The organism is Pseudomonas weihenstephanensis (assembly GCF_001043055.1).
Taxonomy (GTDB): Bacteria; Pseudomonadota; Gammaproteobacteria; order Pseudomonadales; family Pseudomonadaceae; genus Aquipseudomonas; species Aquipseudomonas weihenstephanensis.
Genome location: NZ_JYLF01000002.1, coordinates 593,991 through 618,477 on the forward strand (window position 1 = coordinate 593,991; position 24,487 = coordinate 618,477).

Annotated in this window: 26 protein-coding genes and 1 tRNA gene; 23 read left to right on the forward strand and 4 right to left on the reverse strand. The window is 54.9% G+C overall.

Going from position 1 to position 24,487, the window contains the following annotated elements:
- Nucleotides 1-2: 2 nt before the first annotated feature.
- Together TU86_RS06955 and TU86_RS06960 are read right to left on the reverse strand one after the other, a co-directional pair.
- Nucleotides 3-2,027: a sensor histidine kinase gene (locus TU86_RS06955; protein WP_048363557.1), complete on the reverse strand. Its 2,025-nt coding sequence runs from the start codon at nt 2,025-2,027 to the stop codon at nt 3-5.
- A gap of 47 nt (nt 2,028-2,074) precedes the next feature.
- The gene (locus TU86_RS06960) at nt 2,075-3,028 is read right to left on the reverse strand and encodes a putative 2-dehydropantoate 2-reductase (RefSeq protein ID WP_082152866.1); all 954 of its coding nucleotides are present in this window, start codon (nt 3,026-3,028) and stop codon (nt 2,075-2,077) included.
- Between the two features lie 115 nt (nt 3,029-3,143).
- Here TU86_RS06960 and TU86_RS06965 point away from each other — a divergent pair, with 115 nt between their 5' ends.
- Nucleotides 3,144-3,629, forward strand: a complete 486-nt coding sequence (locus tag TU86_RS06965; protein ID WP_019410225.1) for a YajQ family cyclic di-GMP-binding protein — start codon at nt 3,144-3,146, stop codon at nt 3,627-3,629.
- A gap of 142 nt (nt 3,630-3,771) precedes the next feature.
- Nucleotides 3,772-4,611 carry a mechanosensitive ion channel family protein gene (locus tag TU86_RS06970; RefSeq protein WP_048363559.1) on the forward strand — a complete coding sequence of 280 codons (840 nt, stop codon included), beginning with the start codon at nt 3,772-3,774 and terminating at the stop codon, nt 4,609-4,611.
- A gap of 248 nt (nt 4,612-4,859) precedes the next feature.
- Here the strand turns inward: TU86_RS06970 and TU86_RS06975 are convergent, their stop codons facing one another.
- Nucleotides 4,860-6,137: an OprD family porin gene (locus TU86_RS06975; protein ID WP_048363560.1), complete on the reverse strand. Its 1,278-nt coding sequence runs from the start codon at nt 6,135-6,137 to the stop codon at nt 4,860-4,862.
- Nucleotides 6,138-6,885: 748 nt separating this feature from the next.
- Here TU86_RS06975 and TU86_RS06980 point away from each other — a divergent pair.
- Nucleotides 6,886-7,317, forward strand: coding sequence for an HIT family protein (locus TU86_RS06980; protein ID WP_048363561.1), 432 nt, complete (start codon nt 6,886-6,888; stop codon nt 7,315-7,317).
- Nucleotides 7,314-7,520: a SlyX family protein gene (locus tag TU86_RS06985; protein ID WP_048363562.1), complete on the forward strand. Its 207-nt coding sequence runs from the start codon at nt 7,314-7,316 to the stop codon at nt 7,518-7,520. The genes TU86_RS06980 and TU86_RS06985 overlap by 4 nt, the downstream gene beginning before the upstream one ends.
- A gap of 67 nt (nt 7,521-7,587) precedes the next feature.
- Here the strand turns inward: TU86_RS06985 and TU86_RS23490 are convergent, their stop codons facing one another.
- Nucleotides 7,588-8,190, reverse strand: coding sequence for a cold-shock protein (locus TU86_RS23490; RefSeq protein WP_048363563.1), 603 nt, complete (start codon nt 8,188-8,190; stop codon nt 7,588-7,590).
- A gap of 778 nt (nt 8,191-8,968) precedes the next feature.
- On the opposite strand from TU86_RS23490, the gene TU86_RS06995 reads away from it, so the two are divergent.
- The 19 genes from TU86_RS06995 to TU86_RS07085 all read left to right on the forward strand — a co-directional run bounded on the left by TU86_RS06995 (nt 8,969) and on the right by TU86_RS07085 (nt 24,435).
- Nucleotides 8,969-9,331, forward strand: a complete 363-nt coding sequence (locus TU86_RS06995; protein ID WP_048363564.1) for a ribbon-helix-helix domain-containing protein — start codon at nt 8,969-8,971, stop codon at nt 9,329-9,331.
- A 178-nt stretch (nt 9,332-9,509) separates the two neighbouring features.
- The gene (locus tag TU86_RS22355) at nt 9,510-9,731 is read left to right on the forward strand and encodes an FmdB family zinc ribbon protein (RefSeq protein ID WP_003441220.1); all 222 of its coding nucleotides are present in this window, start codon (nt 9,510-9,512) and stop codon (nt 9,729-9,731) included.
- A 108-nt stretch (nt 9,732-9,839) separates the two neighbouring features.
- Entirely contained in the window at nt 9,840-11,615 is a 1,776-nt protein-coding gene (gene aspS, locus TU86_RS07005) for an aspartate--tRNA ligase (protein ID WP_048363566.1), read from the forward strand.
- Between the two features lie 122 nt (nt 11,616-11,737).
- On the forward strand, nt 11,738-12,484 hold the full coding sequence (locus tag TU86_RS07010) for a YebC/PmpR family DNA-binding transcriptional regulator (protein ID WP_048363567.1): 747 nt from the start codon (nt 11,738-11,740) through the stop codon (nt 12,482-12,484).
- 127 nt (nt 12,485-12,611) lie between these two features.
- Nucleotides 12,612-13,136: a crossover junction endodeoxyribonuclease RuvC gene (ruvC, locus tag TU86_RS07015; protein ID WP_048363568.1), complete on the forward strand. Its 525-nt coding sequence runs from the start codon at nt 12,612-12,614 to the stop codon at nt 13,134-13,136.
- Between the two features lie 109 nt (nt 13,137-13,245).
- Entirely contained in the window at nt 13,246-13,854 is a 609-nt protein-coding gene (ruvA, locus tag TU86_RS07020; RefSeq protein ID WP_019823258.1) for a Holliday junction branch migration protein RuvA, read from the forward strand.
- Entirely contained in the window at nt 13,855-14,913 is a 1,059-nt protein-coding gene (gene ruvB / locus TU86_RS07025) for a Holliday junction branch migration DNA helicase RuvB (RefSeq protein WP_048363569.1), read from the forward strand.
- A 137-nt stretch (nt 14,914-15,050) separates the two neighbouring features.
- Nucleotides 15,051-15,518, forward strand: coding sequence for a tol-pal system-associated acyl-CoA thioesterase (gene ybgC / locus TU86_RS07030; RefSeq protein ID WP_048363570.1), 468 nt, complete (start codon nt 15,051-15,053; stop codon nt 15,516-15,518).
- On the forward strand, nt 15,508-16,203 hold the full coding sequence (gene tolQ / locus TU86_RS07035) for a protein TolQ (RefSeq protein ID WP_048363571.1): 696 nt from the start codon (nt 15,508-15,510) through the stop codon (nt 16,201-16,203). Before ybgC ends, tolQ begins: the two co-directional genes overlap by 11 nt.
- 23 nt (nt 16,204-16,226) lie before the next feature.
- Complete coding sequence (gene tolR, locus TU86_RS07040; RefSeq protein ID WP_162207799.1) at nt 16,227-16,679, forward strand: protein TolR; 453 nt, start codon at nt 16,227-16,229, stop codon at nt 16,677-16,679.
- Nucleotides 16,679-17,773 carry a cell envelope integrity protein TolA gene (tolA, locus tag TU86_RS07045; RefSeq protein WP_048363572.1) on the forward strand — a complete coding sequence of 365 codons (1,095 nt, stop codon included), beginning with the start codon at nt 16,679-16,681 and terminating at the stop codon, nt 17,771-17,773. The genes tolR and tolA overlap by 1 nt, the downstream gene beginning before the upstream one ends.
- Nucleotides 17,774-17,820: 47 nt before the next feature.
- Complete coding sequence (tolB, locus tag TU86_RS07050) at nt 17,821-19,071, forward strand: Tol-Pal system beta propeller repeat protein TolB (RefSeq protein ID WP_238938449.1); 1,251 nt, start codon at nt 17,821-17,823, stop codon at nt 19,069-19,071.
- 55 nt (nt 19,072-19,126) lie between these two features.
- The gene (gene pal, locus TU86_RS07055; RefSeq protein ID WP_003441254.1) at nt 19,127-19,627 is read left to right on the forward strand and encodes a peptidoglycan-associated lipoprotein Pal; all 501 of its coding nucleotides are present in this window, start codon (nt 19,127-19,129) and stop codon (nt 19,625-19,627) included.
- A gap of 6 nt (nt 19,628-19,633) precedes the next feature.
- Entirely contained in the window at nt 19,634-20,455 is an 822-nt protein-coding gene (ybgF, locus tag TU86_RS07060) for a tol-pal system protein YbgF (protein WP_048363574.1), read from the forward strand.
- A 162-nt stretch (nt 20,456-20,617) separates the two neighbouring features.
- On the forward strand, nt 20,618-21,265 hold the full coding sequence (gene queE, locus TU86_RS07065) for a 7-carboxy-7-deazaguanine synthase QueE (RefSeq protein WP_048363575.1): 648 nt from the start codon (nt 20,618-20,620) through the stop codon (nt 21,263-21,265).
- 1 nt (nt 21,266) lies between these two features.
- Complete coding sequence (gene queC, locus TU86_RS07070) at nt 21,267-21,959, forward strand: 7-cyano-7-deazaguanine synthase QueC (RefSeq protein WP_048363701.1); 693 nt, start codon at nt 21,267-21,269, stop codon at nt 21,957-21,959.
- A gap of 74 nt (nt 21,960-22,033) precedes the next feature.
- Nucleotides 22,034-22,109: transfer RNA gene (locus TU86_RS07075), tRNA-Lys, on the forward strand.
- Between the two features lie 315 nt (nt 22,110-22,424).
- On the forward strand, nt 22,425-23,543 hold the full coding sequence (locus tag TU86_RS07080; RefSeq protein WP_048363576.1) for an anthrax toxin-like adenylyl cyclase domain-containing protein: 1,119 nt from the start codon (nt 22,425-22,427) through the stop codon (nt 23,541-23,543).
- A gap of 205 nt (nt 23,544-23,748) precedes the next feature.
- Complete coding sequence (locus tag TU86_RS07085; RefSeq protein ID WP_048363577.1) at nt 23,749-24,435, forward strand: type 1 glutamine amidotransferase domain-containing protein; 687 nt, start codon at nt 23,749-23,751, stop codon at nt 24,433-24,435.
- The last annotated feature ends 52 nt before the right edge of the window (nt 24,436-24,487 follow it).

Consider the following 24,487-nt stretch of genomic DNA (forward strand, 5'->3'; position numbering starts at 1 on the left):
GTCTACAGTTCCACCTTGGTTGATTCATGTGCGGGCATCAGCGGCAAGCGCAGGGTAAAGCAGGTGCCTTGACCCATTGTTGAGTGCACTTCCATTTGCCCTTTGTGGTTGTTGGTAATAATGAAGTACGACACGCAAAGCCCCAACCCGGTCCCTTGCCCGACTTCTTTGGTGGTGAAAAAGGGTTCAAAGATACGTTTGCGTACGTGCTCAGGCATGCCTGCGCCATTGTCTTCGACCTGTATTTCTGCCCACGGCGGGTTCAGTTTTGTGCGCAGGGTGATACGCCCCGGTTCGCTGGGGTCTTTGCGCTGATGAATGGCCTGTGCCGCGTTTTTAAGCAAGTTCAGTAACACTTGCTCAAGCTCGTTGGGAATGCCGGGGACGGGACCCAGCTGGAGGTCGAACTGACGAATGATGGCCTGCCCTTTGAAATCAAAACCCAGCGCCAGATCGAAGTCATTACTGGCAATGTCCAGGGCCTGTTCAATCAGGGCGGGCAAGTCACAGGGACTCATTTGTCGATTGCTGCGACGGCTAAAACTCAGCATGTGGGTGACAATTTTGGCCGCGCGGGTGCCCGCTTGCTGGATACCGTCCAGTAGCTTGGGGATGTCGCGCGCGTGTAAATATTGGTTAATGGCCGCCAGATCTACGCCTGCTGCGATTGCCTGTTCAATGTTCTTGGGCAGTTCATTCGACAAGCGCCTGCGGATGTTCTGCACGTTATGCAAGATGGCCCCCAAGGGGTTGTTGATCTCGTGGGCCATGCCTGCGGCTAACCCGCCGACAGAGAGCATCTTTTCGGACTGCACCATCATGTCCTCCAGCGAAAGGCGCTGTGTGATGTCATCGATCCGAATCACCGCGCCGCGTCCGCCATCGCCCATTAATGGGTAAAAAGTCAGTGCGTAGTGTTTGGGTTCATCGTTTTGAAGCCAGGTGACGCGCTCAATTTTTACCACGCGATGTTGCTCGATGGTGTCCTTAATCTGCCTCAGGTACGGCTTGAGGGGCGCAAACGCTTGATAAACAGGCTGGTTCAGGGCTTCGTCCAGCCGTGTACCCGAAAGCGCGCTGGCTTCCTGGTTCCACTGGGTGACGTAAAGTTGCTCATCCAGTGCAATCAGAGCCGAAGGCATGGAGTCGATGATGTTGTTGAGGTAGAGCTGGAAGCCGGTCAGCTTTTTCTCGATTTTGCTGCGTACTTGCACTTCAAGTTCCAGCTTGCGATTGGTGTGGCGGGTTTCCTGTGCCAGTGCTTGCGCCTGGTCGTAGGCGGCCTGAGCTTGATCCCGGGCGCGTTTGAGCTCCTGCTCGCGCGCTTCAATACGCGACAACATCGTATTAAACGCTTCCGCCAGGCTGCCAATTTCGTCGTGATTACCCGGCGTTGCCCGCAATGCGTAGTTCTCTTCGCGAGTCACCTGACGCGACAGTACTTCAAGTTGATGAATGGGTTGGGTGATCAGGCGTTTGATCTGGCGCGCGATCACGAGCCACAGCAAAACGCTGAACACCAAAATGCCAAGGCTGGCAGTGAGCGTGCCGGTGTAGAAGGCCATGGGCAGCTCACTGCTGGCCACCAGCAGCAAGTGCCCGGGGGGCTGATCCCCCTGGGGGAGTGGCGTAACGTGATGGCTGCGCAGCTCTGTCAGGCTCCAGGCGTCGATCTGCGCGAAGTGCTCGGGCAAGGGCAAATGTTCGCCATGCTGCAATTGCGCCAGTAAATTGCCGGCGCTGTCATAAATTGCCCCGGCCCGCAGGGGGGCGTAGCTGCCAATGGTTTTGAGCAGTGCCTTGGCGCTTTGTGCAGAGTCCAGAGCCTGTGCCATCAGGTCAGGATTAGAGGCCAGGCTGCCCAGTGTTTGCAGCGCTTGGGGAGCGGTGCTTTCGTGGGAAATCCAGTAAGCCACACTGACAAAGGTCAGGTTGGCGACCACTAGCACGGTCGCCAACAGTACGAGCAGGGCGGCCAGCAACTTCTGGCCTACCGGAAGGTTTTCAAGGCGCTGGCGTAAAGGCATGACGTAGCCGTATGAGGGGCAGATAAGCGGGCAGGTTAGCGCGTAGCTCAGTCGCAGGGCAATCCACGCTGCAGCAAGTGTGCGCACAAGCGCTGGTGCAGGTGTTGCAGGTGCGGCACAGCAAGCTGAAGATTGATCGCGGCGTGGTTTGCATAACCGGTTAAGTAGCTGATTTCGGTACGTCTGCCTTGAGCGACGTCTTGATGCATGGAGGCGTAATTGTGTGCGGTCGCGTCAATGATGCGATGAACTTCGTCGTTCAAATTGAACGCAGCCTCTGGCTGGGCGCAGCTTTCAAGCAGGGAGCCCAGCTCAGTGCACAAGGCATCCACTTCAAGGCGGTGAGCCTTTAGGCCGCCATTGCGGCAATTGTGCAGAACGGTCAGCGGGTTGATGGCGCAATTGATTGCGAGCTTGCGCCACAGGCGACTCAGGATATTTTGGCTCCACTCGTGGCTGATGCCGCTGCGTTGCAGTTCTTCAAGCCATGCCGGTGCTGCGCCAGGTTGTGGATCGCCCAGCCAGATATGACCGTGCCCGGCCAATACCACGCGCCAGTCACCCTCGCGAAAGGCACCTTCTGTACTGGAGGCAAAGATACAGCGCGCATGTGGCACCCGAGTGGCAATGGCCTGCTGGCTGCCAAGCCCGTTTTGCAGCAGGATGATGTCGGCGTCGGGTGTCAGTCGATGGGCAACCTGAGCCACCGCGGCTTGTGCGTCATAGGCTTTGCAGGCCACCAGCAAGCGTGCAATCGGCTCGTCGGCTTCGGGTGTTTGTGCCGCAATGGGCAATAAGACGCAATTTTCGCCTTCGACCAGCGTCAAGCCTTGTGCGGCTTCATAGGCTTGCAAGCGGACTTGATTGCGCAGGATCAGGCGCACTGCAAAACCGGCGCGGGACAAGCGTGCGGCCCACAATGCGCCCATGCTACCTGCACCCAATATGTGCCAGGGGGTTGGCGTATGAAGGGAGGTGTGGGTAGTGGTTTGCGTGGGCATGTGTGCTCGCCAGTCAATCAAGTTAAAGAATCGCTATAATGCCCGCGCATTCTAACTGTCAGGCCAGGCGCGCTCCATCTGTGTTGTGCGCGCCCTTTATTTTGGAGATAAACACATGCCGTCGTTCGACGTGGTATCCGAACTGGACAAGCACGAAGTCACCAACGCAGTCGAAAACGCTGTGAAGGAGCTGGACCGCCGTTACGACCTCAAAGGCAAAGGCTCCTTTGAGTTCAAGGAAAAAGACCTGACCGTCAACATGACCGCGGAGGCAGACTTCCAGCTGGAAGCCATGATTGAGATCCTGAAGTTGGCGTTGGTCAAGCGCAAAATCGATGCGCAGTGCCTTGAGATCAAAGATGCCTATGCCTCGGGCAAGTTGATGAAGCAGGAAGTGGTGCTCAAAGAAGGCATCGACAAAGAGCTGGCGAAGAAAATCGTTGCTCACGTCAAAGACGCTAAGCTCAAAGTGCAGGCTGCCATACAAGGTGAGCAAGTACGCATCACCGGCAAGAAGCGTGACGACCTGCAAGAAGCGATTGCGGCCTTGCGCGCCAAGACGTTTGACTTACCATTGCAGTTCAACAACTTCCGCGATTGATCAATGATCATTGGCCGTGGGGGAACCTATGGCGATCATTGACGTCCGAGTGTCCCGGGCACTGCACAAGCGATTGAGCGTTGCCGTTCAATCGTTTAGCTGAATACATAACGTCGCCGGGTATCGGTACGAGGAGAAGTAAATGGATTTGAACGCTGAAGTCGATCAGTTGATCAAGGCCTCTCAAGCCTGGATCCCGATGATCATGGAGTACGGAAGCCGTGTGCTGTTGGCGCTGATTACGCTGGCGGTGGGCTGGTGGTTGATCAACCGTTTGACCGCCAAGCTGGGTAACTTGCTGGCCTTGCGCAAGGCCGATCTGGCACTGCAAGGCTTTATCAGCAGCCTGGCCAACATCATCCTCAAGGTCCTGTTGGTGGTCAGCGTGGCCTCCATGATTGGCATTCAAACCACATCGTTCGTTGCGGCGATCGGTGCGGCGGGCCTGGCGATCGGTTTGGCACTGCAAGGCAGCCTGGCAAACTTTGCCGGCGGGGTGCTGATCCTGTTGTTCCGTCCATTCAAGATCGGTGACTGGATTGAGGCGCAAGGTATCAGCGGTACCGTTGACAGCATCCAGATCTTCCACACGGTGCTGCGTACCGGTGATAACAAAACAGTCATTGTGCCGAACGGTAATCTGTCCAACGGCATCATCACCAACTACAACCGTCAACCGACGCGCAAGGTGGTGTTTGATGTGGGCGTGGATTACGAGGCCGATCTGCAAAAGGTGCGTGAAGTGTTGCTGGCCCTGGCCGATGACCCGCGCGTACTGAAAGACCCGGCGCCAGTGGTGGTTGTGACCACGCTGGGGGACAGTGCGATCACTATGTCGTTGAGAGCATGGGTCGATACACCTAATTACTGGGATGTATTGTTCATGTTCAATGAGCAGTCGCGTGATCGGCTGAAGGCTGCAAATATTGATATTCCTTTCCCGCAGCGTGTCATACGAGTGGTGCAAGAGCGGGCAGAGTAACAAGTTGCAGCGAGTGCCAGCGAATGCCTGATTTAGATCATCAGGGATGAGCAGCAATTAAGGAGGCGAAAGCCTCCTTAATTGTTTCTGGCGTTTGTTTATAGGTGTTGATAGCCGGTGCATTGCATCTAATAAGTTAGTTAGCTTGCTATATAGATAACTTTTGACCGTGCAAAAAAAACCATGCCCTTATGCAAGGGCATGGTTTTTTCTGAAGCGTCTCTGCAATGAAGGCGTTGGGGCGCTTATTACAGAATGTTCAGCGGGTATTCAACGATGACGCGAACGTCGTTGGTGTCTACGCCGTAGTTGCTGGTGGTGCGGTAGATCGCGCTACGCAGGCGGAAGGACAAGTCTTTGGCCGGGCCTTCTTGCATCACGTATTTGCTTTCGAAGTTGAACTCGTGCTCTTTGCCTTCGCCGTCGGTGGTGGAGATGTTGTCACCGGTGACGTAGCGCGTCATGAAGCTCAGGCCAGGCACGCCGTAGGAGGCCATGTTCAGGTCGTAGCGCGCCTGCCAGGAGCGTTCGTCTTTGCCGTTGAAGTCGGAGTACTGCACGGAGTTGGCGAGGAAAATAGTGCCACCGCCGTCTACGCCATAGTAGTAACCGCTGTCACCGGTTGAGCGCTGGTGAGCCAGGGTGAACTTGTGAGCGCCGAGGCTGTAAGCCGCTGCCAAACTCCAGATTTTGTTGTCGACATCGCCCGCCAGTTCCTTGCCTTGGCTGGAGGTCCGGTAGCCGTTGAAGTCGAAGTTAAGGGCTTGGGATTCAGCGATTGGCAGGGTGTAGTTCAGGTTGACGTATTGCTTCTTGAAGTAGTCGTCAACGTCGGACGCTGCCACGCCACCGACGAAATTGTCAGTGAACTGGTAGGTCGCCCCCGCAATGTTTGCAGAAGGCAGGTGCAGGCTGTCGTGGAACATGCCGGTTTGCGAGCTGATGCCGGTAAAGCGACCTGCGGTCAGCTCAAGACCTTTGATTTCTTTGCTGGTGATCAATGTCCCGGTGGCCACTTCAGGCAGCAAGCGGCTGTCGTCGGTAGAGAAAACCGGGCTGGCCACGAACTGGTTGCCGTATTTCAGTACGGTGTCGGACAGGCGGAACTTTACAGCGCCACCGATTTTCGATTGGGTGTCTTCCGGAGAGCCATCGCTTTTGGTTGCGAACAGGCCGTTACCTTGACGACCTGCGCCGCCGTCCAGACGCACGGTGCCCATGGCAAATGCATCAACGCCCACCCCAATGGTGCCTTGGGTGAAGCCGGATTCGTAGTTAAGCAGTTCGCTCAGGCCCCAGTCTTCGCGATAGCCGCTTTTGTAAGGATGGCCGCCCGCCTCACCGTTTTTGCTGATGTTGCCAGCGCCATTACGGTAATCACGGTTCATGTAAAGCATGCGAGTTTTAGAAGTCAGTGTGCTGTCTTCAATAAAGCCCTTGGCGTCATCTTGGGACGAGGCCATTGCGAACTGTGTAGTGCCGGCTGAAACAGCCAGTGCGATCATGCTCCACTTCATCACGCGCATCGTGATTTGCTCCTTTGGTTTTAGGAAGAGTACTGCCGTCCCACCTGAATTTTTATCTGGGCGGCTCTTTCTTTTTGTGTCGGCGCAAACTTATATCACGCCGACCTTATTGGCGATACTTACCCTCAAAAGCTTTCAGCTTCTTTACAGATACGTCGCAAAACAGATTTTTGATGACGTAAATGTGCAGCAGTCATAAGGTTTGAACGGGCTGTTGAAACTACGAGCAGGGCTAAACACATGGCGCGATGTTGTGTGTCCACGGTTTAACAACTCCAATTTTCTGTGGCTGAGCTATGGTTATTTAGCGTAGAGCCTTACGTCCCTTGGCTGGCTCTTGCGACTATGTACGAGCTTTATGCAACAAGCATGCTCAAAGTGGCGATGTCATGAAAAATAATTGATTTGTGCCCTGGTCTGCCTCTAAACCCCGATAAAGCGAGGGCGATGCTTGTATGGGTTTCATCTTTGCGGATGCCTGGCTCCCCGCGTGCCAGCGCTGAAGTGTTCCGGCCAGCCTAAAGCGTTACCGGTTAACACCTGTTTGGGTACGCGGTGACGTTTGGCTGCACTAAAAGCATTCGTGTTGTTCTCTTTTGGTGCAGCAGTGTCTGAACGCTGTTTGGATCGGGTGTGATGCGAGCTTCAATCAAGGGTATCCTGCGCCTTTGCCGTCTGGCGCTTGATGAGTCTCATCGGTGTGAGTCGAGCTGCAAAAAAAACCACCCTTCGAACAGGAGACCGTTCAGTGTTCGCTTTGGATTCACGGCTTAAACAGGACACCTGGCTGATAGGGGATTTCCCTTTGTGCAGCCTGCTGCTGTCCAATGACTCAAATTACCCCTGGTTTATTCTGGTGCCGCGGCGCGAGGGTATAAGTGAATTGTTTCAATTGGATGACGGTGATCAGCAGCTTATGTGGCGTGAAACTAACGCCTTGGCGCGCGTGCTGAAGGAGGTACTGGGTGCCGATAAAATGAATGTTGCCACGTTAGGTAATGTGGTCAGCCAGCTGCATATGCATGTCATTGCGCGCTATACCGCTGACGTGGCGTGGCCAGGCCCTGTGTGGGGTAAATTTCCTGCCAGGCCTTACACCGCAGATGAAGTGGTCGGGCTTTGTAAGCAGCTAAAACCTGTTTTGGGCGATAACTTCACTTTTTCGGAGGTTGTGGCGTGACATTAGAAGCGCGAGTTATGGACCTTGAAAGTCGTTTGGCTTTTCAGGATGACACCATTCAGGCACTGAATGATGTGTTGGTCGCACAGCAAAACGCAGTGGATCGTTTGCAGATGCAAATCGCTGCCTTGCTCAAGCGCCAGGAAGAAATGGGCGGCCAGTTTGAGTCCTTTGACGATGAAGCACCGCCGCCACATTATTAATACGTTCCACCGGCGAAAAAAAACCGCGATCAGCCTGGCTGGTCGCGGTTTTTTTTGGGGTATGAAATCAGCGGCGTGGCAATGCTGCGATAACGTCTTCTGCCTGCAAGCCTTTGTCGCGGTTCATGACCGAGAACTCGACACGTTGGCCTTCGACCAGAACGCGATGACCTTCACCGCGAATGGCACGAAAGTGCACGAAAATATCATCACCCGAGTCGCGTGAGATAAAGCCGAACCCTTTTGAGGTGTTAAACCACTTCACCGTTCCAGTGTCGCGGTTAGTCATGTCGTAATTTTGCGTGGCTTGCGAGGGGGATGACTTGTAGAAGCTCACGGCCAGATGAAGCGCAACGGCTAGCACGGCCGGTGCAAGGCTAAGCAGGACGGCAGGCTGGTCGCCGATTGGCAACAGCAAGCCAAACAAGGTCAATGTCTGCAAAACAACAGACAGTACCAAGAGGGCGCTGACCAGGTTTTGCAGGTGATGGCGCGCACCTTTATTCCAGAACGGAATGACGGGAGCGAGTGTCAGGTTGAGCAGGCCGAGAAAGGCCAGGTAGAGGGCATCAGCGTGTTGGAGGTACGGAACGGCGTCGGGCTGTAGGCTGGGTATAAAGGACAGCAGCAAGGCAGCTGTTCCCGTCACCAAGTGGACGATTTTCAACATTTCAATTAACTCACATTAAGACGGATCACAAGGAAGAGCGGATTGAGTACGGTTCGCTTCTGAAAAAAAGGAGGCGCTGGGCACGTACAGTCATCAGCCTATGCACCACCACCAAGGGCAGGTGAGGGCGACACGCCGCCTATTTAACAGTAAAGCTTGGCGGTTCTCAAATTAAGCCTCCTGAGGGGTAAATAAGGGTGATTCCGTAGGGCTAGTAGTCTCTATCTTTTTTCTGTGTAGGCATCATCCTTAGGATATATAGCTGAATTCCAGTTTTTTGGTGAGGGGTGGGAGGGGCTGGGTGTTGCTTGTTTTTATATTTGTTTTGGTGTCTTGTGTTGGGAAAGTTGTGTGTATCTTTTGGTTGAATTAAGTGCGCGGTCTTTTAATTTGTGACGGTGGATTTGGTTTGATTAATGATTGTGTTGAATACGACTGATCAGTTGATAGTTAAAAGAGGGTAGGGGCTGTGCTGATTGATCGCGATGCCCGAGTCCTTTCCGTTAACGTGTCTGCGGAGCGGAATGCTGGATCTTGTGGTGCCGAGGGGGCTGTGTCTTTGACGATGTTGTGCGCGTGCAGCGCTCAATGCCTGTGGCCTTTAAGCCGCCGCTCTTGAGGGGGCTGAGGCGCTCGAATTCATCGCCCCTATCGAGATGGCTCCTACGTGTTTGAGGGGGAGATCCGCTGGATAAGAACTTTTACATATTGTTTTATGTAAGTGCGTTACAGCAAATATCAATCAACTTAAATGGTGTTGCAATGGAGTGCTCTAATTATGGGGCGATTAATTCGGTATGAAGGTGTGGGCAGCAGGTTGGTGCAAAGAGTCAAGATTGATCCGGCTATTCTTAAGTTTGAAATGTCATTGGCTCGGCCGTTATCCCGGTCGGTGAGGCTAAATGGTTTTGCCACCTGTTTAAGGCTTGAAGAAATTTATTGGGAGGTGCTCGCGGATATGGCGCGTATTAATGAATGTTCAATCAATGCCTTGTTGTCCTATGTCGACAGGGAGGTGCATTTGCGGCATGGGGGGGTGAAAAATTTCAGCGGTCTGATCCGGGTTGTGTGCGTTATGCATTTGTCCGGTGCGGCACGAGGAGTGGCGGGGACGTCTCAAAAGCAGTTCTTTTGGGGGTGAGTGGCAGGTTGTGAAAGGCAGTGCTTGCGCGCAGCGGCTTGTAATCGATCGATATTTATGATGCCTTTAGTTGGTTCTGGTCATTCGTGCGGCTGCAAAGGCTCGATTTAACAGATATAATCTCGCGCTTTGTGGCCCTCTGTAGGGGTTGCCGCTAACGGATTGTCGAGATACGCCAATGCCCATGTACGATTATCAATGCGCTTCCTGTGGTCATCAGTTGGAAGCCATTCAAAAAATCAGTGATTCACCACTGGTTGATTGTCCTGCCTGTCAGGCGCCTGAGTTGAAGAAGATGCTGTCCATGCCAGGCTTTCGCTTGAGCGGAACCGGATGGTACGAAACAGACTTCAAGACAGGCTCGAAAAAGAATCTGGCAGGCGGCGACAAATCCGACTGAGATTGAGCGAAAGCAGTCTGAATATGAGCGGGCTCTTGCACTTTATCAGCACCGACGGTGCGCAAGACCTCCACCGAATTTCGAATTACGAGAAGTGAAACCACTACCATGATGCGCAGCCATTATTGCGGCCAACTGAACGAAAGCCTGGAAGGCCAGGAAATTACCCTTTGCGGATGGGTTCACCGTCGCCGTGACCACGGTGGGGTGATTTTCCTCGATATCCGTGATCGTGACGGTCTGGCCCAAGTGGTTTTCGATCCGGACCGCGCTGAGTCCTTCGCTGCAGCCGACCGCGTGCGCAGCGAATATGTTGTCAAGATTACCGGCAAGGTGCGCTTGCGTCCGGCGGGTGCGGGCAACACCAACATGGCGTCGGGCATGATTGAAGTGCTGGGCTATGAGCTGGAAGTACTGAACGAAGCTGAAACTCCGCCGTTCCCGCTCAATGAGTTCTCGGATGTAGGCGAAGAAACGCGTTTGCGTTATCGCTTCATCGATCTGCGCCGTCCTGAAATGCTCGAAAAGCTGCGTCTGCGTTCGCGCATGACCACCAGCATTCGCCGTTATCTTGATGAAAACGGTTTCCTGGACGTTGAAACGCCGATTCTCACCCGTGCGACCCCCGAAGGTGCTCGTGACTATCTGGTACCAAGCCGTACGCATGCGGGCAGCTTTTTTGCCCTGCCGCAATCGCCACAGCTGTTCAAGCAACTGCTGATGGTTGCCGGTTTTGACCGTTACTACCAGATCGCCAAATGTTTCCGCGATGAAGACCTGCGTGCTGACCGTCAGCCTGAGTTCACTCAGATCGATATCGAAACCAGCTTCCTTGATGAAAAAGACATCATGGGCCTGACCGAAGGCATGATCCGCAACCTGTTCAAGGAAGTGCTGGATCTGGAGTTCGGCGAGTTCCCGCACATGACTTTCGAAGAAGCCATGCGCCGCTACGGTTCCGACAAGCCAGACTTGCGTAACCCGCTGGAGCTGGTCGACGTTGCCGACCAGCTCAAAGACGTTGAATTCAAAGTGTTCAGCGGCCCTGCCAATGACCCGAAAAGCCGTGTCGCCGCCCTGCGCGTTCCTGGCGGCGCGAGCATGCCACGCAGCAAGATCGACGACTACACCAAGTTTGTCGGCATCTACGGTGCCCGTGGCTTGGCCTACATCAAGGTCAATGAGCGCGCCAAAGGTGTTGAGGGTCTGCAATCGCCGATCGTGAAAAACATTCCTGAGGCTAACCTCAATGTGATTCTGGATCGCGTAGGTGCAGTCGATGGTGACATCGTCTTCTTCGGCGCCGACAAAGCCAAGATCGTTAGCGAAGCCTTGGGCGCGCTGCGCATCAAGGTCGGTAATGACCTGAACTTGCTGACGTGCGAGTGGGCACCGATGTGGGTCGTTGACTTCCCGATGTTCGAGGAGAACGAAGACGGCAGCTTCAGCGCCTTGCACCACCCGTTCACAGCGCCGAAGTGCTCGCCAGAAGAGCTGGAAGCCAACCCGGCTACCGCTATTTCGCGTGCCTACGACATGGTGCTGAACGGCACTGAGTTGGGTGGCGGCTCGATCCGTATCCACCGCAAAGAAATGCAGCAGGCCGTATTCCGCTTGCTGGGTATCGAAGAGGCAGAGCAAGAAGAGAAATTCGGCTTCCTGCTGGATGCTCTGAAGTACGGTGCACCGCCTCACGGTGGCCTGGCTTTCGGTCTGGATCGCTTGGTAATGCTGATGACCGGCGCTCAATCGATTCGTGAAGTGATTGCGTTCCCGAAAACCCAGAGTGCTGCGTGTGTCATGACCCAAGCCCCTGGCCTGGTCGATGCCAAGGCGCTGCGTGAGCTGCACATTCGTTTGCGTGAACAGCCTAAGGCTGAGTAAAACTGGCCCACAAAGGCGCATCCCCGGATGCGCCTTCGTCGTTGGGGTCGAGCATTTTTATTGCCGGGCTGTGTTCACGGGCAGGGCCGGGCAAGGTTTCACACAAGGATTCGGAGTAGGTTATGGCAGGTCATTCTAAGTGGGCGAACATCAAGCACCGCAAAGAGCGTCAGGATGCCAAAAAAGGCAAGATCTTCACCAAGTGGATTCGTGAGCTGACGGTTGCTGCCCGTCAGGGTGGTGGCGATCCGGGCACCAACCCTCGTCTGCGCCTGGCGCTGGACAAGGCGCTGGGCGCCAACATGAGCCGCGACATCATTGATCGGGCAGTGTCGCGCGGTACAGGCGCAGCTGAAACCGACGACATGGTCGAGCTGACTTACGAAGGCTACGGCCCGGGCGGTGTGGCGGTCATGGTCGAATGCATGACGGACAACCGTAACCGCACGGCCGCAGCTGTGCGTCATGCGTTCAGCAAGTGCGGTGGCAATCTGGGGACCGATGGCTCGGTGGCCTACCTGTTCGAGCGTAAAGGTCAGATTTCCTACGCTGCCGGTATTGACGAAGATGCGTTGATCGAAGCGGCGATGGAGGCAGATGCCGATGATGTCGTAACCAATGAAGACGGTTCCATCGATGTCTTTACCTCGTTTTCCAGCTTTTATGCCGTGCGCAATGCTTTGGAAGCGGCAGGGTTCAAACCGGTCGATGCTGAAATAGTCATGCTGCCCACCACCAGTGCCGAGCTTGATCTGGAGGGGGCTGAAAAAGTGCTCAAGCTGATCGATATGCTTGAAGACCTGGATGACGTGCAAAACGTCTATTCCAATGCCGAAATACCCGAAGCGGTGCTGGAACAGCTAGCCTGATACCTGCTGCGACCTTGGAAGCCGGAGGTGCAACGCCGCGATGATCGCAGGCTGTGCACCTCCGGCTTCTGCCTTTAAGCTGTCCGGGTTAATGCCCGAGGGCATCACTTCAAAAGCTGTAGGCGTTATGACTCTTATTCTTGGTATTGATCCTGGCTCGCGAATCACTGGCTATGGCGTGGTGCGAGACACGGGGCGTGGCTGCGTGTACGTGGCTTCGGGGTGTATTCGTACGGGTAACGGCGAAATGCATGAGCGGTTGCAGATCGTATATCGCGGTGTGCGCGAGGTCATTCAGACGTACGGGCCGGTTACCATGGGCATCGAGAAGGTGTTCATGGGGCGCAACGCTGATTCCGCGCTAAAGCTGGGGCAGGCACGGGGGGCGGCCATTGTTGCAGGTGGTGAAGAAAGCCTGGAAATTGCCGAGTACACCGCCACGCAAATCAAACAGGCGGTCGCGGGCACGGGTGGGGCAAACAAAGAGCAGGTCATGATGATGGTCATGCATTTGCTCAAGCTCACCTCCAAGCCGCAGATTGACGCTTCGGATGCGCTGGCGATTGCGTTGTGCCATGCCCATACCCGCTCAAGCCTGTTGCCCCACGGCTTGGGTGCGGCACGTAGTCGTGGTGGTCGTCTGCGCCTTTGAAATGATGGCTTTTACTTTATTAAGCGTGCGGGTGATCGCTCCCGCAGTTACCCCTCGCTGCTGTCTTGTGAGCCAGGCGTTGTTCTGGCCAGAGAAAAGGATCTAAAACGTGATTGGACGCTTGCGTGGCACTCTGGCTGAAAAACAGCCGCCCCATCTGATTCTGGATGTCAACGGCCTGGGTTATGAGTTGGAAGTGCCAATGACCACGCTGTACCGCTTGCCATCCATTGGTGAACCGCTGACCCTGCACACGCATTTAGTGGTTCGCGAAGATGCACAGTTGCTCTATGGTTTCATTGGTAAGCGAGAGCGTGACTTCTTTCGCGAGCTGATCCGGCTCAATGGCGTAGGCCCCAAGCTGGCCTTGGCCTTGATGTCCAGCCTGGAAGTCGATGAGCTGGTGCGTTGCGTTCAGGCGCAGGACACCTCAGCGCTGACCAAGGTGCCGGGCGTCGGCAAAAAAACAGCTGAGCGCTTGTTGGTCGAACTCAAAGATCGATTCAAGGCGTGGGAGCAAGTACCGAGCATGTTTGCTCTGGTGCCTAATCAGCCGGATGCACCCGTGCAAGTTGCCAGCGCTGAAAGCGACGCAGTCAGTGCTTTGATTTCTTTGGGGTACAAGCCTCAGGAAGCGAGCAAGGCCGTGTCAGCGATCAAGGACAAGACCTTGAGCAGTGAAGACATGATTCGCCGTGCCCTTAAGGGAATGATTTAAGTGATTGAAGCTGACCGTTTGATAACCGCCTCCAGCGGGCGCGACCGCGAAGAGGTCCAGGACCGGGCGATTCGTCCATTGAGCCTGGCTGACTACATTGGTCAGCCCACGGTGCGTGAGCAAATGGAACTGTTTATTCAGGCCGCGCGCGGGCGTTCTGAGTCACTGGATCACACCTTGATTTTCGGCCCGCCCGGGTTGGGTAAAACCACGCTGGCTAACATCATTGCTCAGGAAATGGGTGTCTCGATCAAAAGTACCTCCGGCCCTGTGCTGGAGCGTCCGGGCGATTTGGCGGCTTTGCTGACCAACCTTGAGCCGCATGACGTACTGTTTATTGATGAAATCCATCGACTTTCACCCATCGTCGAAGAAGTGCTGTACCCGGCAATGGAGGACTTCCAGCTCGATATCATGATTGGCGAAGGGCCCGCTGCGCGTTCGATCAAGCTGGATTTGCCGCCGTTTACGCTGGTTGGGGCGACGACTCGCGCTGGCATGCTGACCAATCCTCTGCGTGACCGCTTCGGCATTGTGCAGCGTCTGGAGTTTTACAGTACTGATGACTTGGCGACGATTGTCAGTCGCTCTGCCGGTATTTTCGGTTTGCCGCTTGATCCTGAGGGTGCATATGAAATTGCCCGGCGTGCTCGCGGTACACCGCGAATCGCCAACCGTTTGTTGCGTCGTGTTCGCGACTTTGCTGAAGTGCGGGCCAAAGGGCATATCACCAAGCCTGTGGCTGACCTGGCGTTAAACCTGCTGGATGTGGATGAGCATGGCTTCGATCATCAGGACCGACGTTTATTGCTGACCATGATCGAGAAATTCGATGGTGGACCGGTGGGCATCGACAGCTTGGCGGCGGCGATCAGCGAGGAGCGCCATACCATTGAAGATGTGCTTGAACCGTATCTGATTCAGCAGGGCTACATCATGCGTACGCCGCGCGGTCGCGTCGTGACCCGGCATGCGTATTTGCACTTCGGTCTGAACATTCCATCGCGCTTGGGTGAGATGCCGACCGAGGACGTAATTTTGAATGCAGTGGACGATTAATTAGCCATCACGGGTCGATTTTTTTGTCGTTTTTGATGTCTCAAAGGCTGGCGCTGAAAATCTTGGGTCTTAAAGTCTAAGAAGAGTGAAAAACAGTGGTTTGGCGGATTGGCAACCTGAGGAGTAAGCACTAGAGTATGCGCGCGCAAAACAGGCTGGAGCCGTTCGCACATCGCTGTCGCGTTTATTACGAAGACACCGATGCGGGTGGCGTCGTGTATTACGTCAATTACCTTAAGTTTATGGAGCGGGCTCGAACCGAAAGGCTGCGGGAACTGGGCTTTGCCCAATCTGCGCTGGCGGGTGAGAACCTGTTGTTCGTCGTGCATTCCAGCGAGGCGCGTTACTACGCACCGGCGCGACTGGACGACGAATTGTTGGTAAGTGCGCACGTAATGGAACTCAACCGTGCCAGCCTGCGTTTCAAGCAGCAGGTCTGGCGGGCTGCGGACTCAATGCTGCTTTGTGAAGGGCAGTTTTTGGTCGCCTGCGTGCGCGCCGATAGTTTTAAACCCCGGGCCATTCCCGAAGCTTTACGTACGGCCTTTGCCGACGTGAGCGGCGCGGGTAAACATTTAGAGCAGGAGATAAAGCGTGGAAGCTAACGTCGTCGACCATTCCTCCATGTGGAGCTTGGTCAGCAATGCCAGCATTGTTGTGCAGTTGGTAATGTTGACCCTGCTGGCCGCATCGGTGACCTCTTGGGTCATGATTTTTCAGCGCAGCACGATGCTGCGCGCAGGTCGGCGTGCTCTGGAAAGCTTTGAAGAGCGCTTCTGGTCGGGTATCGACTTGTCAAAACTGTACCGTCAGGCCGGCAGCAACCCTGACCCGGACTCCGGCGTTGAGCAGATCTTTCGTGCCGGTTTCAAAGAGTTTTCTCGCCTGCGCCAACAGCCGGGCGTTGACCCCGAAGCGGTCATGGAAGGTGTTGCGCGTGCTATGCGCGTGGCGATCTCCCGTGAAGAAGAGAAGCTGGAACAAAGCTTGCCGTTTCTGGCCACTGTCGGTTCGGTAAGCCCGTACATCGGTCTGTTTGGTACGGTTTGGGGCATCATGAACTCTTTCCGTGGCCTGGCCACGGCTCAGCAAGCGACGCTGGCCACCGTAGCGCCCGGCATTGCCGAAGCGTTGATTGCAACGGCCATTGGTTTGTTCGCGGCCATTCCGGCAGTTATTGCCTACAACCGTTTTGCTGCGCGTAGCGAAACCCTGATCGGTCGCTACTACACCTTCGCCGATGAATTCCAGGCGATCCTGCACCGTAAAGTGCACACCAGCGAAGAATAAGCAGGTAATTCCCAATGGCTTTAATCGCTCGAGCTCGCAAAAAGCGCAAGCCGGTCGCCGAGATGAACGTTGTGCCATACATCGACGTGATGCTGGTACTGCTGGTCATTTTCATGGTGACTGCGCCCATGCTTAACCAGGGTGTGAAAGTGGATTTGCCCAAGGTCTCCAGCGAGGCCTTGCCGCAAGACAACAACACTCAGGTTTTGACTATTTCGATCAAGGCTGACAAGACCTATTTCTGGAACCTTGGCAGCGAAGTTGATACCGAAAAGCAAATGGACAAGGCCATGACCTTGCCGCAGATGACGGATGCGGTGACTAAAATCATCCGTGCCGGCAACGAAGGCGGAAAGCATACTCAAGTCTTCATTCGGGGTGACAAGACCGTGGACTATGGCGCGGTGATGGGTGCCATGGGCGGCTTGCAGAAAGCCGGGGTCGGTAACGTTGGCTTGATAACCGAGGCTCCCTGATGCGCGAACAGCGGGAGCCGTCCGCCTCTGAGAACTTTTTTTGGCCTACAGTGTGGGCGGTGGCACTGCACGTCCTGATTTTTGGCATGCTCTTCGCCAGTTTTGCCATGACGCCGGAGTTGCCACCATCCAAGCCCATTGTTCAAGCGACCTTGTATCAACTGAAGTCCAAGAGTCAGGCGACCACCCAGACCAATCAAAAGATTGCGGGTGAGGCGAAGAAATCTGCCGCGCGTCAGACCGAGGCTGAGCAGATGGAGCAAAAAAAGGTTGAGCAAGAAGCGGTAAAAGCGGCGGAACAAAAGAAAGAAGAGGCTGCCGAAAAAGCAGCTGAGGCCAAGAAGGCGGACGAAGCCAAGGCGAGTGAAGCCAAAAAGGCCGATGAAGCTAAAAAGGCAGATGAAGCCAAAAAAGCTGACGATGCTAAAAAGGCCACCGACGCTAAAAAGGCTGAAGAGAAAAAACTGGCTGATATAGCCAAGAAGAAATCTGAGGAAGAGGCCAAAAAAGCCGCTGAAGAAGAGGCGAAGAAAAAGGCCGCCGAAGACGCCAAGAAAAAGATTGTCGAAGATGCGAAGAAGAAAGCGGCTGAAGATGCCAAGAAAAAGGCCGTAGCAGACGAGGCGAAAAAGAAAGCCGCCGAAGATGCGAAGAAAAAGGCGTCAGCCGATGCTGCCAAGAAAAAGGCAGTAGAAGCCGCGCGTAAATCGACCGAAGAGAAAAAGGCGCAAGCCTTGGCAGATTTGCTTTCCGACACGCCGCAACGTCAACAAGCCTTGGCAGAGGAGCAGGGCGATGAGGTCGCCGGTAGTTTTGATGACCTGATTCGTGCCCGGGCAGCAGAGGGTTGGGCGCGCCCACCATCGGCTCGCAAGAACATGACAGTGGTGCTGCAAATCGGCATGTTGCCAGATGGCACGGTCACGTCAGTGACGGTTGCCAAGTCCAGTGGTGACGGGCCTTTCGACAGCTCTGCTGTGGCGGCGGTCAAGAACATTGGCCGTTTAACGGAGATGCAGGGTTTGAAGCCCAGCGAATTTAATCCTTATCGATCATTCAAGATGACATTCACACCTGAGGATCTAGCCTTGTGATTAACTTTTTTCGAGGACTGCTAGTCGTCGTCTGCTGCTTTGCAGGGATGGCGATGGCTGAAGAGAAGAACATTCTGGTCACCAGTGGTAGCGACCGGGCAACCCCGATTGCGGTGGTTCCGTTTGGTTGGCAGGGCGGCGCTGTTCTGCCGGATGACATGGCTGAAATTATCGGCAACGACCTGCGCAACTCGGGTTATTACGCGCCGATTCCAAAGCAGAACATGATCAGCTTGCCCGCCCAGGCCAGCGAAGTCATTTTCCGTGACTGGAAAGCGCTGGGTGCCCAGTACGTGATGGTCGGTAACATTGTCCCGGCGGGCGGGCGCCTGCAGGTGCAATATGCCTTGTTCAACGTGGCTACCGAGCAGCCAGTGTTGACGGGCAGCGTTTCGGGCACCGCCGAACAGTTGCGTGACATGGCGCACTACATCTCCGATCAGTCGTTTGAAAAACTGACCGGTATTAAAGGTGCATTCTCGACGCGTCTGCTTTATGTGACCGCTGAGCGTGCCAGTGCCACCAATACCCGTTACACCTTGCAGCGCTCCGACTACGACGGCGCTCGCGCTGTGACGTTGTTGCAATCGCGTGAACCTATCCTGTCGCCACGTTTTGCGCCGGACGGCAAGCGTATTGCTTATGTATCGTTCGAACAGAAACGCCCGCGTATCTTTATGCAGAACATTGATACCGGTCGTCGTGAGCAAATTACCAACTTTGAAGGCTTGAATGGTGCGCCAGCATGGTCGCCGGACGGTTCGAAGCTGGCGTTTGTGTTGTCCAAAGATGGCAACGCTGAAATCTACGTGATGGACCTGGCTTCCCGCCAACTGACGCGTGTGACTAACAGCCCTGCTATCGATACCGAACCGTTCTGGGGTAAGGATGGGTCTACCATCTACTTCACCTCTGACCGTGGCGGTAAACCGCAAATCTACAAAACCACAGTCGGTAGCGGTAATGCAGAGCGTGTGACATTTATCGGGAACTACAACGCCAGTCCGAAGCTTTCGGCTGATGAAAAGACCCTGGTAATGATTCATCGTCAGGACGGATTCACTAATTTCCGAGTTGCAGCGCAAGATTTGCAGCGCGGAAGTGTAAAAATCCTTACAGATACCAACCTTGATGAGTCAGCTACTGTTGCACCCAACGGCACCATGGTAATCTACGCCACCCGCCAGCAGGGCCGGGGAGTCTTGATGCTCGTGTCCATTAACGGACGCGTAAGGCTCCCTCTTCCTACCGCTCAAGGCGAAGTCAGAGAACCTTCCTGGTCCCCTTACCTGAACTGACGTGGTGATAGCTTTACGTTGCACTTAACACTTGGGGTTCATTAGGAGTTTTACGATGGAAATGCTGAAGTTTGGTAAATTTGCTGCGCTGGCACTGGCCATGGCTGTAGCTGTAGGTTGTTCGTCCAAAGGCGGCGACAATGCCGGTGAAGGCGCTGCTGTTGATCCAAACGCTGGTTACGGCGCAAACACAGGCGCTGTTGATGGCTCCCTGAGTGAAGAAGCTGCTCTGCGCGCGATCACTGTTTTCTACTTCGAATACGACAGTTCGGACCTGAAACCAGAAGCAATGCGCGCTCTGGACGTTCACGCAAAAGACCTGAAAGCTAACGGCGCTCGCGTTGTTCTGGAAGGTAACACTGACGCCCGTGGTACTCGTGAGTACAACATGGCTCTGGGCGAGCGTCGTGCGAAAGCCGTTCAACGCTACCTGGTACTGCAAGGTGTTTCCCCAGCACAGCTGGAGCTGGTGTCCTACGGTAAAGAGCGTCCAATCGCTACTGGCAACGACGAACAGTCGTGGGCTCAAAACCGTCGCGTCGAACTGCGTAAGTAATTCGTCATGCGAACGTGCCGCCGCGCTGTAACTATTCTGACTCTCAGCCTCATGCCGCTTGCGGCCTGGGCTGCGGTTCCTGTGGTCGATGACAACTCTGGCTATAACAATAGCGGGGGGAGTTATCCGTCAACGGGTTACGGTGCGAGCGGCGCCTATGCCGGGGGAGGGGTTTCGGCCCCTGTCTCGGCACAGGGCGAGCTGTTCAACCAGTTGCAACAAATGCAGGAACAGATAGCACGCCAGCAAGGTGTGATTGAGGTTCTGCAAAATGATGTATCGCGCATGAAGCAAGAAAGCCTGGAGCGATACCAGGAACTTGATCGGCGTATTGGTGCTGGCATTGCTCCTGCTGCCACGCCTGATAATTCTTCTGCTGGTGGCGCAACCAATGCCGCCGGCAATACCGCAGCGCCTGCACCTCAGGTGGCTGCAAGTACTGAGCCTGCTGATCCGGCGAAAGAAAAGCTCTATTACGATGCGGCTTTCGATTTGATCAAGGCCAAGGACTTCGATAAAGCCAGTCAGGCATTTACAGCTTTTCTGCGCAAATACCCAAACAGCCAATACGCGGGCAATGCTCAGTACTGGTTGGGTGAAGTGAACTTGGCCAAGGGCGATTTGCAAGCTGCCGGTCAGGCGTTTGCCAAAGTCAGTCAGCTGTATCCAAAGCATGGCAAAGTGCCGGACTCGTTGTACAAGCTGGCTGATGTAGAGCGCCGCTTGGGGCATACCGACAAAGTCAAAGGCATTTTGCAGCAAGTGGTGGCCCAGTATCCGGGCACATCCGCTGCGCAGTTGGCTCAACGCGATTTGCAGCGTATGTGAGTCCACAAAGCTTTCATCGAGAAACCCGCGCCTGTCGCGGGTTTTTTCGTTAGAATCCACGCCCTTTTATGAAATACGCTCTTCTGAGTCCTGCGCAGGCAGATTCTTTGGAGTGCCTGACGGAGGCGGACAGCCTGTTTAGCTGTTACGCCCGTGGCGGATATGCAAGACACATTAAGAATTACCGAAGTTTTTTACTCGTTACAGGGTGAAACGCGAACGGCTGGCTTGCCCACCGTTTTTGTACGTCTCACGGGCTGCCCTTTGCGATGCGGCTACTGCGACAGCGCTTATGCCTTCAGTGGTGGCACTGTGCGCTCCCTCGACAGCATCCTTGAGCAAGTCGCTGGTTTTCGTGCGCGTTACGTTTGCGTGACCGGTGGTGAGCCGTTGGCTCAACCCAACGCGATTCCACTTCTCAAGCAGCTTTGTGATGCTGGCTACGAGGTCTCTATTGAGACCAGTGGTGCGCTGGACATATCAGCTGTCGATCCGCGTGTCAGCCGCGTCCTCGACTTGAAAACCCCGGACTCTAAAGAGTCCCATCGCAATCTCTACGACAATATCGCCCTGTTGACGCGTCATGATCAGGTCAAATTTGTGATCTGTTCGCGCGACGACTACGACTGGGCGGTCTCCAAGTTGATTGAGTACGGTTTGGAGCGGCGTGCCGGTGAGGTGTTGTTCTCTCCGAGCCACCACGATTTGCCTGCGCGCGATCTGGCTGACTGGATCGTGGCGGATAACTTGCCTGTGCGCTTGCAGATGCAGTTGCACAAATATCTATGGAATGATGAGCCGGGGCGCTGAAATGACTGAACAATCGTTAGCCACTGAAAAAAGAGCGGTAATCCTGCTGTCGGGCGGTCTTGATTCTGCGACCGTCGTAGCGATGGCGCGTGCCGAAGGGTATAGCTGCTACACCATGAGCTTTGATTACGGGCAGCGCCATCGTGCTGAACTGGACGCTGCTGCTCGGGTTGCGCGCGACTTGGGAGCCATTGAGCACAAGGTCATCGGCCTGAGCCTGGACGGCATTGGCGGTTCAGCATTGACGGACAGCTCTATCGATGTGCCTGAGGCGCCAAGCGAAGGCATTCCGGTGACTTATGTGCCGGCGCGAAACACGGTATTCCTGTCATTGGCGCTGGGCTGGGCAGAAGTGCTGAGCGCACGCGACATCTTCATCGGCGTCAATGCGGTGGATTATTCGGGCTACCCGGATTGCCGACCTGAGTTTGTTGAAGCATTCGAAGTGATGGCCAACCTGGCGACTAAAGCCGGTGTGGAGGGGCAGGGCTTCAAGATTCAAGCGCCTCTGCAAAATATGAGTAAGGCACAAATCGTCCAGGCCGGAGTAAAGCTGGGCGTCGATTACTCGCTGACAGTTTCTTGCTACCAGGCGGATGGTCAGGGGCGTGCATGCGGTAAATGTGACAGCTGCCGCTTGCGTGCAGAAGGCTTTGCAGCAGCCGGAATTAAAGACCCAACCCGCTATTTTTGATTTATTTGGTATTTATTTTTAATCGGGTGTTGAATTCTCGTTAAAAATCAGTATTATACGTCCCACAACGAAGCGGGTCGTTAGCTCAGTTGGTAGAGCAGTTGGCTTTTAACCAATTGGTCGTAGGTTCGAATCCCACACGACCCACCATATGCAACACCAAAACAGCCGGTCTAATCCTCAGGATTAACCGGCTTTTTTGTGCCCGCGATTTGGCGTGATCGCGGCATGGAGGGGGGGCGCGTGTGTCACGTTTGATACGGGCTGATTCAATTGGGGGGAGATCGGCGTGAGCTGTTGTGCGCATGGAGGGTACTAACGTGTGTAAACGTTCATTATCCGGAGTCAGGAATGAGTATTTCCTCGCTAAGTGCTATTCGGCCCTGTGGCTCTAGCCTTCAATCGCTGAGCAGGTTAAAAGAGCAAAAAGTCTGCACCGCCAGACCTGAATCTGATGCCGCGCGGATGTTGCTGCTCCTGGAAAAAGTTCAACATCGTACTGGCATTGTGGCCAGTCACTTGGTGCCCTTGCAGAGCGTTGCGAAAGAGCACAACTGCATTATTGGCATTCGCCCGGTTGAAGCCGTGGCGACAGGGCTGATCGAGGAGGGGCACCCCACCAAAGATTTCCACATCAAAGGCAAGAGCGCCAATTGGGGGCCTCAGGCCGGGATGATCTGTGTCGACCAAGCGTTCAGCAAGCTGGAAGGGTGTCGGGTGTCGGACCCTGCGCGTATTGGAAAATTCAACGGGCAGACGCGCGAATGCATAGAAAACGGTCACGCCGTTGCCATTCCACTGGTGGTTTCCAGAGAGCGCCTGCACACGTTGTTGGCCGGTGATCTGATTACCGACATGCGGGTTGCGAATGCCGAGGGTTGCATCAGGTTTAGCGCAAAAGCGCCCAGTGGTGAGCGTTACCTGTTCGAAGCCGCACCGGCAGTGGACGCTGCGCAGGGTTTATACCAGATCAGCCAGCAAGGAAAGCCGCTGGAAGTACTGGCAAAAACAGCCGGGGGCAAGGCGCTGACGGCTGACTATGACTTGCATCTGGTCGGGCCTCATATCAGCGATCTTGGGACGCAAGATAACCTGCCGGTCCAGGATATAGCGCACGATCTGTTCAGGGCTCGCATTGATGGATACATCGATCGCACAACCGATTCACGCCCTAAAAATCTGGCGCCCGAACTGCGTCAGGCCTATGCAAGTGCCAGCAATTTTTATCGCAAGGAATGTTCTGAGATCGGTAATGCCACGCACCGTATCGCTAAGATGATTCCTGTGATCAACGCGGCTTTGGTGGGTACGGGGGAGCGCGTGGTTCATCACAACGCAGACTCTGGTAGTCCGGCGAGTGAGGCCGCAGCCAACTATCCGGCCACGTTCTTCTTGCCCGTCAAGCTTGGGGGGTTTGACGAAATGTGTGTGATTGAGGACCGTCAGCAGATGGCTGAGCTTATTCAGCAAGCGAAAAACAGCGGATATCACGTGCCGTTAAATCCGTTATGGGAAGCGGATGTGACCCGTATCAGGCGCGCTGATTTCGTAAACGCTCAGCGGGTACTTAATCGCTCTGGATAACAGGTTCGTGTACATCTACTGCACGGCCCATCTGCCGGGTTCAGAGTGGAGAAACTACAGGGGCTTAAGCCGGACACGACCCTGGGGTCACGTGGTCTATGCTCACAGCCCAATCCCGGGCTGAACCATTTGTGACTGTGTGTAGCCAAAGCAATAGCGTTCGGCTAGGGCTTGGAACACATCCGACATCAACAGGAGGTTTACGATGAGCAAGAAGATTTTGGTGGTACTGACCAGTGTCGAGAAATACCCGAATCTGCCGCGCGCAACGGGATTGTGGTTGGGCGAGGCAGTGCATTTCGTACACAAGGTTGAGGCTGCGGGCTACACGGTGGATTACGTCAGCCCGCAGGGCGGTTACACCCCTATTGACCCGCACAGTTTGGCCAAGGACATGGCAGCCGATATCGACTGGCAGTGGTATCACGACAAAGCGTTCATGAATCGGTTGGGGGCGACGCTCAAGCCCGAAGACATCAAGCCTGAGGACTACGCGGCTATTTATTACGCGGGTGGTCACGGGGTGATTTGGGATTTCCCGGACAACGTAGCCCTGCAAACCATCAGTCGTGAGATTTATGAGGCGGGTGGCGTCGTGTCTTCGGTGTGTCATGGGGCGGTAGGGCTGCTTCACATCCTGCTGTCCGATGGCGAGCTGCTAATCAAGGGTAAAAAGGTGACTGGTTTTTCCAATGAGGAAGAGCAGTTGGCGGGGTTGGCCGAGTTCGTGCCGTACCTGACCGAGACTGAGTTGGTGAAGCGCGGTGCACTGTACGAGAAAGCCAGCGAACCGTGGGCGGCTTATGCAATCGCTGACGGGCGGTTGATTACGGGTCAAAACCCGGCGTCAGGTGGGCCGGTTGCTGATCTGGTGCTTGAAGCGCTGAAATAAAAGAGGGGATGCCCGCAGTCCGTCACTGACAGGCTGCGGGGTTGGTAATCCA

What these genes read in the sequence shown, in the direction of transcription:
- TU86_RS06975 (WP_048363560.1), bottom strand. Translation starts at nt 6,137, where the DNA reads ATGCGCGTGATGAAGTGGAGCATGATCGCACTGGCTGTTTCAGCCGGC.
- TU86_RS07085 (WP_048363577.1), top strand. Translation starts at nt 23,749, where the DNA reads ATGAGCAAGAAGATTTTGGTGGTACTGACCAGTGTCGAGAAATACCCG.
- TU86_RS07080 (WP_048363576.1), top strand. Translation starts at nt 22,425, where the DNA reads ATGTTGCTGCTCCTGGAAAAAGTTCAACATCGTACTGGCATTGTGGCC.
- TU86_RS06995 (WP_048363564.1), top strand. Translation starts at nt 8,969, where the DNA reads ATGGGGCGATTAATTCGGTATGAAGGTGTGGGCAGCAGGTTGGTGCAA.
- TU86_RS06960 (WP_082152866.1), bottom strand. Translation starts at nt 3,028, where the DNA reads ATGCCCACGCAAACCACTACCCACACCTCCCTTCATACGCCAACCCCC.
- TU86_RS06970 (WP_048363559.1), top strand. Translation starts at nt 3,772, where the DNA reads ATGGATTTGAACGCTGAAGTCGATCAGTTGATCAAGGCCTCTCAAGCC.
- TU86_RS22355 (WP_003441220.1), top strand. Translation starts at nt 9,510, where the DNA reads ATGCCCATGTACGATTATCAATGCGCTTCCTGTGGTCATCAGTTGGAA.
- ybgF (WP_048363574.1), top strand. Translation starts at nt 19,634, where the DNA reads ATGCGAACGTGCCGCCGCGCTGTAACTATTCTGACTCTCAGCCTCATG.
- ruvC (WP_048363568.1), top strand. Translation starts at nt 12,612, where the DNA reads ATGACTCTTATTCTTGGTATTGATCCTGGCTCGCGAATCACTGGCTAT.
- tolA (WP_048363572.1), top strand. Translation starts at nt 16,679, where the DNA reads ATGCGCGAACAGCGGGAGCCGTCCGCCTCTGAGAACTTTTTTTGGCCT.
- ybgC (WP_048363570.1), top strand. Translation starts at nt 15,051, where the DNA reads ATGCGCGCGCAAAACAGGCTGGAGCCGTTCGCACATCGCTGTCGCGTT.
- queE (WP_048363575.1), top strand. Translation starts at nt 20,618, where the DNA reads ATGCAAGACACATTAAGAATTACCGAAGTTTTTTACTCGTTACAGGGT.
- tolB (WP_238938449.1), top strand. Translation starts at nt 17,821, where the DNA reads ATGGCGATGGCTGAAGAGAAGAACATTCTGGTCACCAGTGGTAGCGAC.
- queC (WP_048363701.1), top strand. Translation starts at nt 21,267, where the DNA reads ATGACTGAACAATCGTTAGCCACTGAAAAAAGAGCGGTAATCCTGCTG.
- pal (WP_003441254.1), top strand. Translation starts at nt 19,127, where the DNA reads ATGGAAATGCTGAAGTTTGGTAAATTTGCTGCGCTGGCACTGGCCATG.
- TU86_RS23490 (WP_048363563.1), bottom strand. Translation starts at nt 8,190, where the DNA reads ATGTTGAAAATCGTCCACTTGGTGACGGGAACAGCTGCCTTGCTGCTG.
- TU86_RS06965 (WP_019410225.1), top strand. Translation starts at nt 3,144, where the DNA reads ATGCCGTCGTTCGACGTGGTATCCGAACTGGACAAGCACGAAGTCACC.
- aspS (WP_048363566.1), top strand. Translation starts at nt 9,840, where the DNA reads ATGATGCGCAGCCATTATTGCGGCCAACTGAACGAAAGCCTGGAAGGC.
- TU86_RS07010 (WP_048363567.1), top strand. Translation starts at nt 11,738, where the DNA reads ATGGCAGGTCATTCTAAGTGGGCGAACATCAAGCACCGCAAAGAGCGT.
- TU86_RS06955 (WP_048363557.1), bottom strand. Translation starts at nt 2,027, where the DNA reads ATGCCTTTACGCCAGCGCCTTGAAAACCTTCCGGTAGGCCAGAAGTTG.